This is a genomic window from Ruegeria intermedia (genome assembly GCF_900129345.1).
In the GTDB taxonomy this organism is placed as follows: Bacteria; Pseudomonadota; Alphaproteobacteria; order Rhodobacterales; family Rhodobacteraceae; genus Ruegeria; species Ruegeria intermedia.
Window position 1 is genome coordinate 17,791 of record NZ_FQVK01000018.1, and the last position, 14,285, is coordinate 32,075.

Sequence of the window (14,285 nt, forward strand, 5' to 3'; positions counted from 1 at the left end):
CTCCTGTTGGGAATGTCGGGCCCACGGTAGTGTTGCCCGCCGACCGTGTCCAGTTGGTCGCGGTCTATGCCAGACACCGCAAGAAGTTCAACCCGTCACGCGGGTGGAATATTGCGGTTCACCCGGAACAGGTTGCCTGGGTCATACCGGCCCTTGACCCCGGACAATTCGGGCGCGTTCGCGCCATGGGCCGATTACAACAAGGCGGCGTCGTCCGCAGGCTTGAATTTGACACGGGCACTTCGGATTGCATGCGGCGCCATCCGGTCATGCTGTGCGCCTGATCACGGGGGGGGCGTTGCATCAATCAAGCAACCGGAGATTGCCGTCGGAAATGTCTCGACACATGGTCCTTGACGGATCAGACTTTCCAGACGCTTCAATTCCCTGATCGGCAGAGACCAGCCATGCAGCACAGCGGGTATATTCAGTTTCGAATGACAGCGATTGGCTTTGCGCTGATCGTGTTGACAGCAATGATCGGTCCGATGGAGGCCCGCGCGCAGAACACTGCCGCGACGGGCATGACGGGCACCGCGCAGGTCCGGGACCTGCTGAACCGGCGATGCGTCGTCTGCCACAGCTGCTACGACGCGCCTTGCCAGCTGAAGCTGACCGCACCCGAAGGCGTGGCGCGTGGCGGGACCAAGCAGGTGGTCTATGACACCGACCGGCTGACCGATGCGCCGCCCACGCGGCTTGGCCTCGACGCCGGGACCGTGCCGGGCTGGCGCGCGCTGGGGTTCCACTCGGTCACCGCAGATCCGGGGCAGCTCAGCCTGCTGGAACGTTTTCTGGATCTGGGCCGCGCCGCGCCGCTGCCCGAGGGAGAGCCGGTTCCGCAGGAACTTGGCCTGTCGATCAACCGCGAACTGGTCTGTCCTTCGCCGCAGGAATTCGATGCGTTTCGGCGCAAACACCCCCTGGCCGGCATGCCCTACGCCGCTGCGCGTCTGTCGGATGCCGAATTCACCCTGCTGCGCGACTGGGCGCGGGCGGGCGCGCCCTTCGATCCGGCAGCCACGGATCTGCCTCCCTCGGTCAAGGCGCAGGTTGACAGGTGGGAGGCCTTTCTGAACGCCGACGATCCCCGCAGCCGGTTGACCAGCCGCTATCTGTTCGAACATCTGTTCCTGGCGCGCCTGCATTTCCCGGATGACGACCCGCGCCGGTTCTTTCAGATGGTGCGGTCCTCGACGCCGCCGGGGCAGCCAATCGCCGTCATCGCGTCGCGCCGGCCGTTCGACGACCCCGGCGCAAGGCCGTTCTACTATCGCCTGCAACGGGTGACCGAAACCATCGTGCACAAGGAACACCTGGTCTATCCGTTCGGCCCCCGGCGCATGGACCGGTATCGCGAGCTGTTTCTTGAGCCCGACTGGTCGCTGGAACAACTGCCGCCCTATGGCGACGCCGAGGGCGGCAACCCGTTCAGCACCTTCGCAGCGATCCCCGCCCGCAGCCGCTATGAGTTTTTGTTGGACGATGCGCTGTTCTTCGTGCGCAGCTTCATCCGGGGTCCGGTCTGTCACGGCCAGACCGCCGTCAATGTGATCGAAGACCGGTTCTGGGTCAGTTTCCTTGACCCCGATGCGGATCTGTCGGTGACCGATCCCAGCTATCTGGCCCGGGGCGCGGCCTATCTCGAACTGCCGGTCGCCAGGGCTGATGAGGGCGTGCTGGGCGATCTTCAGTCGCTCTATCACCGCAACCAGGTGGAATATCTGCAGTTTCGCGATGCGCGCTATCGCAACAGCCCGGCGCACCGGACGGGGTTCGGCTATGATGCGATCTGGGATGGAGGCGGGACGAACCCGCAGGCATTGATCACCGTGTTCCGGCATTTTGACAACGCCTCGGCCATGACCGGGTTTCACGGCGACATCCCTGAAACCGCCTGGGTGATCGACTTTCCGGTGTTCGAGCGGATCTATTACAACCTGGTCGCAGGCTATGACGTGTTCGGCCGGGTCGCGCATCAGCTGGCTACGCGTCTTTACATGGACGAGCTGCGGATGGAGAGCGAAGACAGTTTCCTGACCTTCATGCCCGCCGAAATCCGAACGCGGATGCATGATGGCTGGTATCAGGGGTTTCTGGCCGAGTTGCACACATATTGGCATCAGCGCCGTCTTGATGACGATTTTCCGACCGGGATTGCCTTTGGCACCGACAACCCCAAGGCCGAGTTTCTGCTGGCCCTGCTCAACCGTGGCGACGGGCTGTGGCCGGTCACCGACCCGATCAATCGCTGCGCGGGTCACGCCTGCACCAGCGACCCCAGCGCGGCGCTGCTGCGGCAGTTGTCCAGCCGAACCGGCCCGTGGGTCAGGTATCTGCCCGACCTGTCGGTCTTGCTGATCGAACATGGCCAAGACCGGACCGAGGTCTTTTCCCTGGTCCACGACAAAGCCCATTCGAACGTTGCGTTTCTGTTCCGCGAACACGCACGACGCCTGCCCCGGGACGACACGGTCACGGTGTTGCCCGGGCTTGTCGGAAGCTATCCCAATTTCTTCTTCCGCGTGTCCAGCGACGCGTTGCCCGACTTCGTGGCGGCCGTGAAGGCGATCCGATCGCAAAGCGACTATATGGATGTCATCGCCACCTACGGCATACGCCGGACAAGCCCCGACTTCTGGAGGCTCAGCGACCGCCTGCACGAGATGTTGGCACGACAGGCGCCGGTTCAGGCCGGCGTTCTGGACCTCAACCGCTACAAGGATCCGAAAGCGGGCGATCAGCCCTCATAGAAACCCGAAGGTGATCTGCGCCCGGCTTGCCCGTGGCCGAGCGCGGACCTATCTTGGTTGGGATGAAATCCTTTGCCGAAATCCGCCCGACCTACAGCCGGTCCGAGCGCGTCAGCGACGGGGTGGTGCATATTCTGGGCGTTGGCGCGGCCTTGGTCGCGGTGCCGATCCTGGTCGGCCGGACCGTGCAGGTCAGCCCCGAGCCCGCCGCGGCCTGGGGCGCGCTGATCTATGGCGTGACGCTTGTCTTGATGCTGAGTTTTTCTGCGCTCTACAACATGAGCCGGCGCCCGGAATGGGCCGACGTCCTGCGGCGTCTCGATCACTCGGGGATCTACGTCAAGATCGCGGGAACCTATACGCCGTTCCTGCTGTTGTCCGGCGGGCAGGCGCCGGGCTTGCTGTTTGGTCTGTGGTCGTCGGCCACGCTGGGTTCGGCCCTCAAGATGATCGCTCCGCACAGGTTCCGGTGGTTCGGGCTGGTGCTTTACCTGATGATGGGATGGGCCATCGTGTGGGCGGGTCAGGGCGTTCTGGCCGAGCTGCCCTCGGCGGTCGTGATCCTGATGATCGCGGGTGGGCTGGTCTATACGGCGGGCGTTGCGTTCTATCTGCTGGACTGGATCCCATATCACAACACGATCTGGCACGTGTTCGTTCTGTCGGGCAGCGGCCTGTTCTTTGCTGCTGTCTGCATGCGGGTTCTGCCTGAGCCGGTCCTGGGCCTGTAGACGCCGCGCAATGCGCGTTCCAAGTGGGGTTTTCATTTCGCCGTCGGGTGTCTCGGGGCGAAGGGCAATCGGCCGCCTAACTGCGAACGGGGCTGACCGACCCGCCCTGCGCAATCGCCACAGGCCGCCGAAAACCTGTACCGCCGATCCGCAAGGGGCTTGAACCAAGGGGCCACGACAGTGTCATCTGATCCCCGCGAGGGGAGGGTCTGCATGAAGCCACGGCAAATCTTGGCCAGTCTGGTCTGTCTGGTCGCGTTGCTTGGCTGCGCACCCAAGGAGCGCGTATACGAAAAGACGGTGTCGACCTATCAGCCCGCCCGTGAAGACAGCAAACTGGGTCGCGTCGCGCGTCGGTTGGGCGACCCCGGCGATGGGCGCTCGGGCGTGCGACTTGTCAGCGACGGGGAACAGGCGCTGGTCTCTCGGTTGTTGATGGCGGCCGTCGCCGAACGCACGATCGACGCACAATACTACCTGCTGCATGACGACCCGACAGGGCATCTGTTCGCCGCCAGCCTTCTTCAGGCGGCGGATCGCGGGGTGCGCGTCCGGCTGTTGCTGGATGACATGGACACCGCGGGCTATGACGCGATGACCGCCGCGCTGGACCTGCACGAAAACATCGAAATCAGGCTGTTCAACCCGTTCTGGCGCGATCAAAGCCTGGTCGTGGCCGGTTTGACCGATTTCAAGCGGATCAATCGGCGGATGCACAACAAATCCATGACGGCCGACAATCTGTTTACCATCGTGGGCGGGCGGAACATCGGGGCAGAGTATTTCCTGGCGCGCGAGGACATGAACTATGCCGATCTCGATGTGCTGGCTGCGGGGCCGGTGGTGACCGAGGTTTCCAAAAGCTTCGATGCCTATTGGAACAGCCCGTTCGTGGTGCCCGCCCGTGCGGTTGTCGGGCCGCCGGACTTCAGCCTTGCCGCCGCCCGCGACCGGTTGCGCCAATTGGTCGAAGAGGCCAAGCGAACGCCCTATGGCGCCGCGCTGCGCCGATCGGCGCAGGAAAAATTTGCAGACGGGGCGCTTGCGCTGGATTGGGTGCCGGCCCGGCTCTATGCGGACCCGCCCGCCAAAGCCGCCGGGGCAGACACCGCAGATCCGATCCTTGCCGCGCAACTGCTGCCGTATTTCCAGACAGCGAAATCCGAGGTTACCATCGTTTCAGCCTATTTCGTGCCGCGCAACAGCGGTGTCCGGTGGCTGACCGAGCTCGAGCGCCGGGGCGTCGATGTCCGGGTCGTCACCAACTCGCTGGCATCGAACGACGTGCTTCCCGTCTATGCCCACTACGCCACGAAACGCAGACCGTTGCTGCGCGGCGGCGTCGACCTGTACGAGCTGCGACCGGACAACTATCAACAGCAGCGGCAGGGCATCAACTGGGCGCAGTCTCGGTCGGGGCTGCATTCCAAGGCCTTCGCGATTGATGACCGATACCTGTTCGTGGGGTCGTTCAACTGGGATCCGCGCTCGGTCAACATCAACACTGAAATGGGGATCCTGATCGACTCGCCCGCCCTGACCGAACAGGCCATCGGTGCGCTGGATGACGCGCTGCCGGCCTATACCTACCGCGTCACGCTGGGGCCAGCCGGTCAGCTGACCTGGCGGACCCGATCCGCCGACGGAACGGTGCTGGAATATGATGCCGAGCCAACGGGCAGCGCCTGGGATCATATTGTTGCAGGGTTCCTGAGCCTTCTGCCGATCGGGTCGCAGCTGTGATCAGGGACCACGCCCGATCGTGGCATAAAAGATAGGGGACTATGCGCCGGCGTCGAGTCGTCAGGCACTGACCCGCGCCAGAAACCGCTGCAAACGCGGGTCCTGCGGCGCATCGAAGATCTGTGCCGGAGGGCCCTGTTCCACGATCCGACCGCCCTCCATGAAGATCACCCGGTCGGCGATTTCGCGGGCAAAACGCATCTCATGCGTGACGATCAACATGGTCTGGCCTTGCGCAGCGACCGAGCGCATGAGGTCGAGCACCTCGCCGACCCATTCCGGATCCAGCGCCGAGGTCGGCTCGTCAAACAGCATCAACTGCGCCCCGATCGCCATGGCGCGGCCGATCCCCACGCGTTGCTGCTGTCCGCCCGACAGGCTGGCCGGATAGCTGTCGGCCTTGTCCGCCAGACCGATTTCCTTCAGGATGCGACGGGCCTGCGCCTCGGCCTCGGCGCGGGGGCGTTTCTGCACTGTGATTAGCGCCTCCATGATGTTTTCCTGCGCGGTGCGATGTGCAAAAAGGCCGTAATTCTGGAACACGAAGGCGGTCGCGCGCCGCAGCGCCAGAATATCGGCGCGGCTGGCCCTCGTTGCATCGACCGAAATGTCTCCGACCGTGATGCGCCCCGCGTCGGGCCTGTCCAGAAAGTTGATGCAGCGCAGCAACGTGGATTTCCCGGTGCCCGAGGGGCCGATGACGACGACGCGCTCGCCCTTTGCGATCTCGAGATCGATGGCGTTCAGGACGGCGGTGCCGCCAAACCGTTTGGTCAGTCCTTCGATGCGGATCATCGTGCATATGCCTTGTTCAGTCGGATTTCGAGGGCCTTCTGCGCCTGGCTCAGACCTTCGACCATGATCCAGTAGATGACGGCGACCACCAGGAAGGCCTCGAAATACAGGAAGCTGCCCGCTGCCTCTTTCTGGGCCGCGCCCATCATCTCGGTCACGCCGAGGGTGAAGGCCAGCGAGGTGCCCTTGATCATGTCGATGAAGTAGTTGACCAGCGTCGGAGCCGCCACGCGGGCCGCCTGCGGCAGGATCACCCGCCGCATCATCTGGCCTTGGGTCATGCCGATGGACTGGGCTGCTTCCCACTGGCTGCGATCGACGCCGATGATCGCCGCGCGGATGGTTTCGGCCATGTAGGCGGCAAAATGCAGCGTCAGCCCCATGATCGCGGCGGTCACCCCGTCAATCGCGGTCAGGAACGACAGAACTTGCGGCAAACCGTAATAGAACAGGAACAGTTGCACCAGCAGCGGCGTGCCGCGGAAGAAGCTGATGAACAGCAGCACCAGTTGATCCAGAATCGGCACGCGAAAGACACGTTCCACCGCCAGCGCCACCGCAAGGACCAGCGCCAGCACCATGGCGGCGGAAGCCATCGCCAGCGTCAGCGGCACATAGCCCAAGATGACGGGGACCAGCCCCAGCATGTATTCAAGGTCCAATCCCCGCATGGCTTCAGTTCGCCGTGATGTCGGTACCGAACCACTTGACCGAGATGTCGGCCAGGGTGCCGTCCTGCTTCAGCTCGGTCAGCGCCGCATCGACCCGGTCGCGCAAAGCGCGGCCTTCGGCGTCATCGCGGAACGGCAGGGCGTTTCGGATTTCCGAGAAGGGCGCGCCGGCCAGTTCCAGCGGCAGCGGGCTTTCGGCGATCAGCTGGGCCGAGGACACGCGGTCCATCACGAAGGCATCGACACGGCCCAAGGCGGTGTCCTGCGCGATGTTGGCCTCGTAGGTCTTGATCTCGATCTCGTCGGAATACGGCAACTCTCTCAGAAGCTGCTCGAAATTCGAGCCGAGGTTGACGGCGACGGTGTGGCCTTTCAGATCCTCGACCCCCTTGATGGTGTCGTTGCCCTTGCGTACGACCACCTGCGCGCCGTCGATCACATAGGGCTGGCTGAAGGCAAACCGGGCCTCGCGTTCGGGGGTGATGGTGATCTGGTTGGCGATCGTGTCGATCCGGCCTGCGTCCAGCGCGCCGATCAGGCCCGAGAACGACATGGTCTCGAACGCGATGTCCAACCCCGCCTTTTCGCCAACGGCGTTCATCACGTCGACCTCGAAACCCTGAAGCACGTCCTGCTTCACGAAGGTAAAGGGGAAATACCCGCCCGACATGCCCACGCGCAGGGTTTCGGCGGTTGCGGCAGTGCCCAGGCCCAAGGCCAGAACGGTTGCTAGGATACGGTTCATTTTCGGCAAACCTCTGTTGTGCGTAGGCCGCGGAAGTTGGGTATCGGCAAGGCCAAGTCAACCAGGTGCAAAAAGAAAAGACCCGCTGTTCGGGACCACGGGCCGGGGCGAAACCAGGTCCACTCTTTCCGCAGTTTTTCGAACGGGCGTTCAGCGAACCGACCGCCTCGAAGGAGAGCGTCCCATTCCGGCGCTTCGCGGGACGGATGGGTTGGTTTTTGACCAACCAAAATTTTGCAGCCAAGTCGAAATAACACTTAGTCCGCAAAGTAGAAATGTCCCTGTTGCCGCGGAACGGCGGTGCAGCCGGACCGAGGGGCAAACATCGGGAACCCTGGCCGGCCGCACGCTTATCTTTCGCTGCTTTCGCCAGGCTGACGTTGTGCACCCTGTATTCCCGGCAACACCCAAATATGCACGCTGGGTCCAGTCGGGCCAGATACGTCGACGCCGTTTCGCAAGATTGGCCGGCCGGGTCGATCTGAACCTGCCGCGCGATGAGGGGTTTTGCATAGGCGATGCCGCGCAAAAGCCACGGCACGAAGATGTTCAACGGGTTCTTTTTCAGGATCTGAACGATGGCCTCGACGAAAAAAGATCGACCCTGACGGGCGTTCCATCCAGGTCGACGAAGATTCTCGCGGGCTTGCCACCCATCAACGGGGTCTTCCTTCGATCCGGGCATCCTTGAAAGCGAACCTTGCCGCCCTGCCCGCCTGACAGGGCCATCGCACACGGTCTCAAAGCTTCACCAGGCGGCCACCGGACACCTCGATTCCTTTCTTTGCAAAGACGTTGCGCGTGTCGAATATCATCGCAGCCTCGCGCGCGACCAGCGCATAGTCGGGCGCGCTGTGGTCGGTAATCACCGCCACGGCGCCATATCGGTTCAGGTTTTCCGCCGTCAGAGGTACCGATTCCCGCCCGGCCAACTGCGGGTATTCGCCCACTTCCGACAGCCTGGGGAAGAACGGGTCATGGTAATCGACCCGCGCGCCCAGCTTCTCCAGCTCTTGCAGCAGCACCAGCGCGGGGCTGCGGCGGGTGTCCTCGACATCGCGCTTGTAGGCGATGCCCATCAGCAGGATGCGTTGGCCGGTCAGAGGTTGGTCGGGGTCTGCGTCGTCCGGCGCCAGCCGTTCGGCCATCCGGCGGGCCAACGCGCCTGGCACGGCATCGTTGCTGGACCGGGCCAGGTTGATGATCGGCGTGTCGGCGCCGGCATCGGCCGCGCGCCAGGCCAGATAGGCCGGCGAGACCGGGATGCAGGCGCCTCCGATTCCCGGGCCGGGATAGAAAGGCATGAACCCGAAGGGCTTGGTGGCGGCGGCGTCTATCACCTCCCACACATCCACGCCCATGGCGTCCAATGCGGTCTTGAGTTCATTCACAAGCGCGATGTTCACCGTCCGAAAGCTGTTTTCCACCAGCTTGACCGCCTCGGCGGTGGCGGTCGAACTGACGGGAACCGCGCGTGTGACGATGGTGCGATAGAACTCCTCGATCAGTCGCAGTGACAGCGGATCGTCGGCGCCGACGACCTTGGGAATATTCTGGGTGTCGAACTTGTCGTTGCCGGGGTCTTCGCGTTCGGGCGAGAAGCCCAGGAAGAAATCGACCCCCGCGCGCAGGCCGCGCGCTTCCAGCAGCGGCTGCACCAGCGTCGTGGTGGCGCCCGGCCAGACGCTGCTTTCCAATACCACCAGCTGTCCGGGCCGCAGATGCTGTGCGACGGTCTCGGCGGCGGCTGCGACAAAACGCATGTCTGGGTCCTGGCTGTCGGTCAGCGGCGTGGGCACGCAGATCAGGATGATGTCGGCCTCGGCCAGCGCGGCCGCGTCCTGCGTTGCCCGGAACCGTCCGCTGTCCACCGCGCGGGCGATTCGGTCCGGTGCCAGGTACGAGAGCACCTGCGCGCCCTGGTTGATCCGCGCGACCCGCTGCGGATTCAGGTCGAGTCCGGTGGTGTCAAAGCCCTTGTCATGGGCGGTCAGCGCCAGCGGCAGGCCGACATAGCCCAGCCCGACCACGGCAACCCGCGCGTCGCGCGCCGCAATGCGCTGTCTGAGGGCCTGGTGATGTGAGGTTTCGAGATTCATGATGTAACCTGATCATACAAACTGGAACCGAAATCAATGTTGGTGAAGAAATACTTTTCGAGCCGGGGCAGGTCGAGGATGTCATCCCCCGATCACGCAACGTCCGAACGGGCCGAGATTTCGGCTCCGCTGGTTTCGATTTCGTATTGGCCGCTGCGGCGTCCGATGCCGTCAGGTCGGGATGGCTGATGCTGTGGGCGCCGCACTTGTCGCCCTGCTCGGCCAGCGCCCGCACCTGTTCGGCAAAGACACGCGGCGCGATCGATCCGGCCTGAAACGTTGGTGCAAGCGACGCGCCATCCACCATGGCAAGGGCGTGGTGGGCGTGGCTCAGCCGACGGGTTTCGCTGCGCCGGACCGGAACCGTGACCGGCTGGGCCTGCTGATCCAGCCGCTTGGCGAACTCATGCCCAGGGGCCTCGTCGGACATGCTCCACCATTTCTGGCCCGGGTCGCAGGGCAGCTGTCGTTCGCCGCCTGCGTCGCGGGCCGTCATGCCGCCGACGTGGATTTCCTGTTGCTGAATCGCGCTGACTCCGGTGTTGAACAGAGACTGCGCACCCCTTGCGCGAGCAAAAGAACCGCCCCGCCGGATGCGCCCATGGCGGGGGCGCAGCAGCGGATCGTCGCCCAACGGGGTCTTCACGTCCTGCTGCGCTTTGGGTTCGGTCGCGGGCCGGAACCGGTGCGAGCCGTAGTCGCAGATCACGCCCTCGACCGGAACGAGGCCGAGTTGCCGCGCGCCACCGAGGTCCGTTCGACAACAATCACGCGCACCTTGCCCGCCGTCTTGGCCGGACCTGCGCCCCAATTCCGCCTGCCGAAAACAGAGCCAGCTGCCAGGTCGGTTCGGCTGCAACCACCGCTGGGGCGCTGACGCCAAAGGGCGCGACGAACCCGACCGGTGCTCGATGCCGTCGCGGTCTTGCAGCGCCGCCCACCAGGATTCGGCGCGGACTTCCGCAAAAGCCAGTCTCTGACATTCGACCCGTCGCCATAGATCGGCAAGGGCCTGCCCGCCCGCGCATTCGGGATCACCATCGGACTCGGCTTTTGGAGGAAGTGAAACGGCCCGTAGTTGTTTGAGCAATTCGTCGGCACCACGGGCAACCCGCAGGTTTCGTGCCAGGCGCGCACCGGGTGACCGCTGGGTGCCTTGCTGGCCGAAAAGGGCGAGCGCGGATCATGGGGCGTCCGTTCGGTGAACTGCCCGCGGCACCAAGCGAGCCATGGAGCTCGTCGGTCGAGATATGGTGAAACCGGAACCCTTCCGGCTGACCTTGCCCATCCCAATAGGCCCCGGTGACCTGGGCCCCGTTGCCCAGGCGGCTGCGCAGGTCAACGCGTCCAGGTTGACGACCTCAGCCTCGCAAGGCAGATGCGCCGAAGACCACCGTACTCGAACTGCGAACACCGAGATCTGATGGCGCACAGCGTCCTTTGGGGATGCGGGCGCGTCGCTGTGGTCGACCACAACGCGAACGATGAAATCTGGACCGTCGATTCGCATGTCCGCCAGCCCCGGGGCGACACGATGCGCGAGCATTCGATGAACCATCACTGTTTCTTCAGCATGAAGGCCAAGCTGTCGGCACAGCTGTTCGGGGAAGACCCCTGGGCCTATCGGTTTCCAGCACTGGTATTCGGGGTTGGCACCGTGGTTGCGATCTGGTGGCTGGTCCGCGGGGTCGAAAATACCCGCGTGGCGCATAATTCGGCCCTGCTTGTGGCGCTGTCCCATCACCAGGTCCGGTTTTCACAGAAAGCCCGCGGATACACCGAGCGTGCGTTCTGGAGCGTTCTGGGTCTCATCCTGTCCCTGCGCGGAGTGCGCCGTCCGACATACGGCACCTGGATCGTCTTTGGCCTGACCGTCGCAGCCGCCGTGTTCACGCATCTGACGGGCGCATTCTTTTTCGTGGCGCTCGGGCTGGTATGGCTGGTGTCTCTGGCCACCGGGATCAACCGGGATGCGCTGACCCGTGCCCGGGTTCTGCGCCCGCTGTTCGGGGTTGCGGTCGCACTTGCGCTGACTATCCTGGCCTATCTGCCGATCTTTCAAAGCCACTTCCGGGCCGACTGGGGCACCATCGACACGGCCGCGGATCATGGCGCCACGATGTCCCAGCCCGGTTCGGTGACGTCGGTCGTTCTGTTCCCGAACCGGGTGTTCCGCGCCGTTCCGCAACTGAATCGGGACACCCAAGCCCGCTTGGAACTGGTCAGAGAGTTTCCCGAAACCTCGGGAGACGGCGCCGTTCTGGTCTTTCGACGCCCATGGCCTGACAGTGCGGTCCACGACACCTGCGCCAGGGCCGGATTATGCGCGATCAGAAATCCAGACCCAGATCGACCGTGCGATAGGAATGGGTCAGCGCCCCGGACGAGATATAATCGACCCCGGTGGCCGCGATCTCGGCCACCGTGTCCACGGTGACATTGCCCGACGCCTCGGTCACCAGACGTCCGCCCACCATCGCCACGGCCTCGGCCAGCATGTCCGGGGTCATGTTGTCCAGCAGCACGACATCGGCGCCGCCGGTTTCCAGAACCTCGGCCAGCTGGTCCAGCCGGTCCACTTCGATTTCGACCTTCATCATGTGCGAAGCGCGCGCCTTGACCGCTTCCAACACCGCACGCACCCCGCCGGCGGCGGCGATGTGGTTGTCCTTGATCAGGATCGCATCCGACAGCGAATGGCGGTGGTTGAACCCGCCGCCATGCAGCACGGCCAGTTTCTCGACGATGCGCAGGCCCGGCGTGGTCTTGCGGGTGCAGGTGATGCGCGCTCTGGTCCTGGCGGTCTGCGCCACCAGTTCGGCCGTCAGCGTCGCCACCCCGGTCAGACGACCGGCAAAGTTCAGCGCCACGCGTTCACCCGACAGGATCGAGGCCGCGCTGCCGGCGATCTCCATCAGGGTCTGGCCCTTGGTGCAACGGTCCCCGTCGGCCACCAGCGGCGTGATCTTCAACGTCGGATCCACCAGCCGGAACGCCAGGGCCGCCACTTGCATGCCCGACACAACCGCATCCTCGCGCGCGTTCAGCCGCGCGGCATAGGTCACGTCCGACGGGATCACGGTGCGGGTGGTGATGTCGCCGCAGGTGCCCAGATCTTCGGTCAGCGCGGCGCGGACCATCGGTTCGAGGATCAGGTCGGGGACGGTGGCATAATGCATGTTGCGGTTTCCCTGAAGATTTTCGACCGCAGCGCCACGGCCTCGTCCAATATCAGATCAGACCGCCGCCCCGGCCCTTCGGCCGTATCCGGACAATCCGACCGATAGTGCGCGCCGCGGCTTTCGGTGCGCATCAGCGCCGCCGCCGCGATCAGCGTGGCGGTCGCGGTCATGTTTCGGAACAGGCGCGACCGGCCGTGCAGCGACTCCAGCACGGCGATCCGGCCCAAGGCGCGGCGCAAGCCGTCCGCGTCACGGACCACCCCCACGCCATCGGTCATGACCTGGCGCAGTTCGGCCACGGCTTGGGGGTCGGGTTCGGTGCCGCCCGATGGCAGGCGCAGCCGCACCTCGGGCGCGTCGGTCACCGTAAGCGTGCCGGCGATGTCACGGGCGCAGGCGCGGGCGAAGACCAGCGCCTCGAGCAGACCGTTCGACGCCAGCCGGTTCGCCCCGTGCAACCCGGTCGAGGCCGCCTCGCCACAGGCCCAGAGCCCGGCCAGCGAACTGCGGCCGTTCAGGTCGGTGGCCACGCCGCCCATGTGGTAATGCGCCGCCGCGGTCACCGGTATCGGTTGGGTCACAGGGTCGACACCGTTGCGCAGGCAGGCCTCGGTCACCGCCGGAAACTGACTGCGGATCGCCGCGCCGATCGCCGCGCGGGTATCCAGCGCGGGGCGGTTGCCGGCCTTGGTTTCCAGATAGACGGCGCGCGCCACGACATCGCGCGGGGCCAGCTCGGCATCGGGGTGGACGCCTTGCATGAACCGTTCGCCGTGGCGGTTGATCAGTATAGCGCCCTCGCCACGCAAAGCCTCGGTGGCCAGAGGCATCGGATCCTCGCCTACGTCGATCGCGGTTGGGTGAAACTGAATGAACTCGGCATCGGCGATCCGGGCCCCGGCCCGCGCGGCCATCCCGATCCCCTGCCCGCGGATCCGCGCCGGGTTGGTGGTGCGGGCAAAAAGCCCCGCCGACCCGCCCGTGGCCAGCACATGCGCCGCTCCGCGCAGCAGCACCGGTTCGGTCCCCGGCGCATCGGTCGGCGCCAGATATACGCCCGAGACCTTGGCCCCGTCGCTTTCCAGCCCCACCGCCAGCGCCCCTTCGATCACCTGGACCGAAGCACGCCGCCGCAGCTCGGCGGTCAGAGCGCGCATGATCTCGGCACCGGCCTGATCGCCCTTGACGCGCACCACGCGGGCCACCGAATGGGCGGCCTCCTGCGATTGGATGAACCCGCCTTCGGCGTCCCGGTCGAACCCGGTGCCCAGATCGGACAGGTCCAGAATGTGATCCCTGGCCGCGCGGGTGACGAACTCGGCCACCTCCTGCAGGACGGACCCCGCGCCTGCGCGCATCGTGTCGCGGGCATGGGCTTCGGGGCTGTCGGACGGGTCCATCGCCGCCGCCACCCCGCCCTGCGCCCAGGCCGAACTGGCACCCGAGCCCAGCGGCTCGGGCGAGATCATCACCACCGGGTGCGGGTCGAGCTTGAGCGCGGTATAGACCGCGGCCAGACCGCCGCCGATGATGACCACCCGAGGGGTCGAGACCGTCTGCATCGCC

Annotated in this window: 11 protein-coding genes and 2 pseudogenes; 5 read left to right on the top strand and 8 right to left on the bottom strand. The window is 64.9% G+C overall.

Going from position 1 to position 14,285, the window contains the following annotated elements:
* Positions 1 to 95 precede the first annotated feature (95 nt).
* Positions 96 to 176 (bottom strand): annotated as a pseudogene (locus F3H26_RS20020) (BBE domain-containing protein); the annotation flags it as partial.
* Between the two features lie 261 nt (positions 177 to 437).
* On the opposite strand from F3H26_RS20020, the gene F3H26_RS13145 reads away from it, so the two are divergent.
* From F3H26_RS13145 to F3H26_RS13155, 3 genes are all read left to right on the top strand, one after another.
* Positions 438 to 2,753 carry a fatty acid cis/trans isomerase gene (locus F3H26_RS13145; RefSeq protein ID WP_223162501.1) on the top strand — a complete coding sequence of 772 codons (2,316 nt, stop codon included), beginning with the start codon at positions 438 to 440 and terminating at the stop codon, positions 2,751 to 2,753.
* Between the two features lie 62 nt (positions 2,754 to 2,815).
* The gene (gene trhA / locus F3H26_RS13150) at positions 2,816 to 3,484 is read left to right on the top strand and encodes a PAQR family membrane homeostasis protein TrhA (RefSeq protein ID WP_188127767.1); all 669 of its coding nucleotides are present in this window, start codon (positions 2,816 to 2,818) and stop codon (positions 3,482 to 3,484) included.
* Positions 3,485 to 3,697: 213 nt separating this feature from the next.
* A complete protein-coding gene (locus F3H26_RS13155) occupies positions 3,698 to 5,227 on the top strand; it encodes a phospholipase D family protein (protein WP_149776493.1) in 1,530 nt (509 codons plus the stop codon).
* A 60-nt stretch (positions 5,228 to 5,287) separates the two neighbouring features.
* Here the strand turns inward: F3H26_RS13155 and F3H26_RS13160 are convergent, their stop codons facing one another.
* From F3H26_RS13160 to F3H26_RS13175, 4 genes are all read right to left on the bottom strand, one after another.
* Positions 5,288 to 6,022, bottom strand: a complete 735-nt coding sequence (locus F3H26_RS13160) for an amino acid ABC transporter ATP-binding protein (RefSeq protein WP_149776494.1) — start codon at positions 6,020 to 6,022, stop codon at positions 5,288 to 5,290.
* The gene (locus F3H26_RS13165) at positions 6,019 to 6,693 is read right to left on the bottom strand and encodes an amino acid ABC transporter permease (protein ID WP_149776495.1); all 675 of its coding nucleotides are present in this window, start codon (positions 6,691 to 6,693) and stop codon (positions 6,019 to 6,021) included. The genes F3H26_RS13160 and F3H26_RS13165 overlap by 4 nt, the downstream gene beginning before the upstream one ends.
* A 4-nt stretch (positions 6,694 to 6,697) precedes the next feature.
* On the bottom strand, positions 6,698 to 7,438 hold the full coding sequence (locus tag F3H26_RS13170; RefSeq protein WP_149776496.1) for an amino acid ABC transporter substrate-binding protein: 741 nt from the start codon (positions 7,436 to 7,438) through the stop codon (positions 6,698 to 6,700).
* A 740-nt stretch (positions 7,439 to 8,178) separates the two neighbouring features.
* Positions 8,179 to 9,537, bottom strand: coding sequence for a nucleotide sugar dehydrogenase (locus F3H26_RS13175; RefSeq protein WP_149776497.1), 1,359 nt, complete (start codon positions 9,535 to 9,537; stop codon positions 8,179 to 8,181).
* A gap of 181 nt (positions 9,538 to 9,718) precedes the next feature.
* Here F3H26_RS13175 and F3H26_RS19675 point away from each other — a divergent pair, with 181 nt between their 5' ends.
* Positions 9,719 to 10,414 carry a hypothetical protein gene (locus tag F3H26_RS19675; protein WP_223162502.1) on the top strand — a complete coding sequence of 232 codons (696 nt, stop codon included), beginning with the start codon at positions 9,719 to 9,721 and terminating at the stop codon, positions 10,412 to 10,414.
* A gap of 89 nt (positions 10,415 to 10,503) precedes the next feature.
* On the opposite strand, the pseudogene F3H26_RS19680 reads toward F3H26_RS19675, so the two are convergent.
* Positions 10,504 to 10,835 (bottom strand): annotated as a pseudogene (locus tag F3H26_RS19680) (GDP-mannose 4,6-dehydratase); the annotation flags it as partial.
* Between the two features lie 125 nt (positions 10,836 to 10,960).
* On the opposite strand from F3H26_RS19680, the gene F3H26_RS13185 reads away from it, so the two are divergent.
* Positions 10,961 to 11,974, top strand: coding sequence for a glycosyltransferase family 39 protein (locus tag F3H26_RS13185; RefSeq protein WP_188127768.1), 1,014 nt, complete (start codon positions 10,961 to 10,963; stop codon positions 11,972 to 11,974).
* Here the strand turns inward: F3H26_RS13185 and nadC are convergent.
* Together nadC and F3H26_RS13195 are read right to left on the bottom strand one after the other, a co-directional pair.
* Complete coding sequence (gene nadC, locus F3H26_RS13190; protein WP_149776499.1) at positions 11,868 to 12,716, bottom strand: carboxylating nicotinate-nucleotide diphosphorylase; 849 nt, start codon at positions 12,714 to 12,716, stop codon at positions 11,868 to 11,870. The two genes, F3H26_RS13185 and nadC, sit on opposite strands and share 107 nt — an antisense overlap.
* Entirely contained in the window at positions 12,689 to 14,281 is a 1,593-nt protein-coding gene (locus F3H26_RS13195; RefSeq protein WP_149776500.1) for an L-aspartate oxidase, read from the bottom strand. Before F3H26_RS13195 ends, nadC begins: the two co-directional genes overlap by 28 nt.
* Between the last annotated feature and the right edge of the window lie 4 nt (positions 14,282 to 14,285).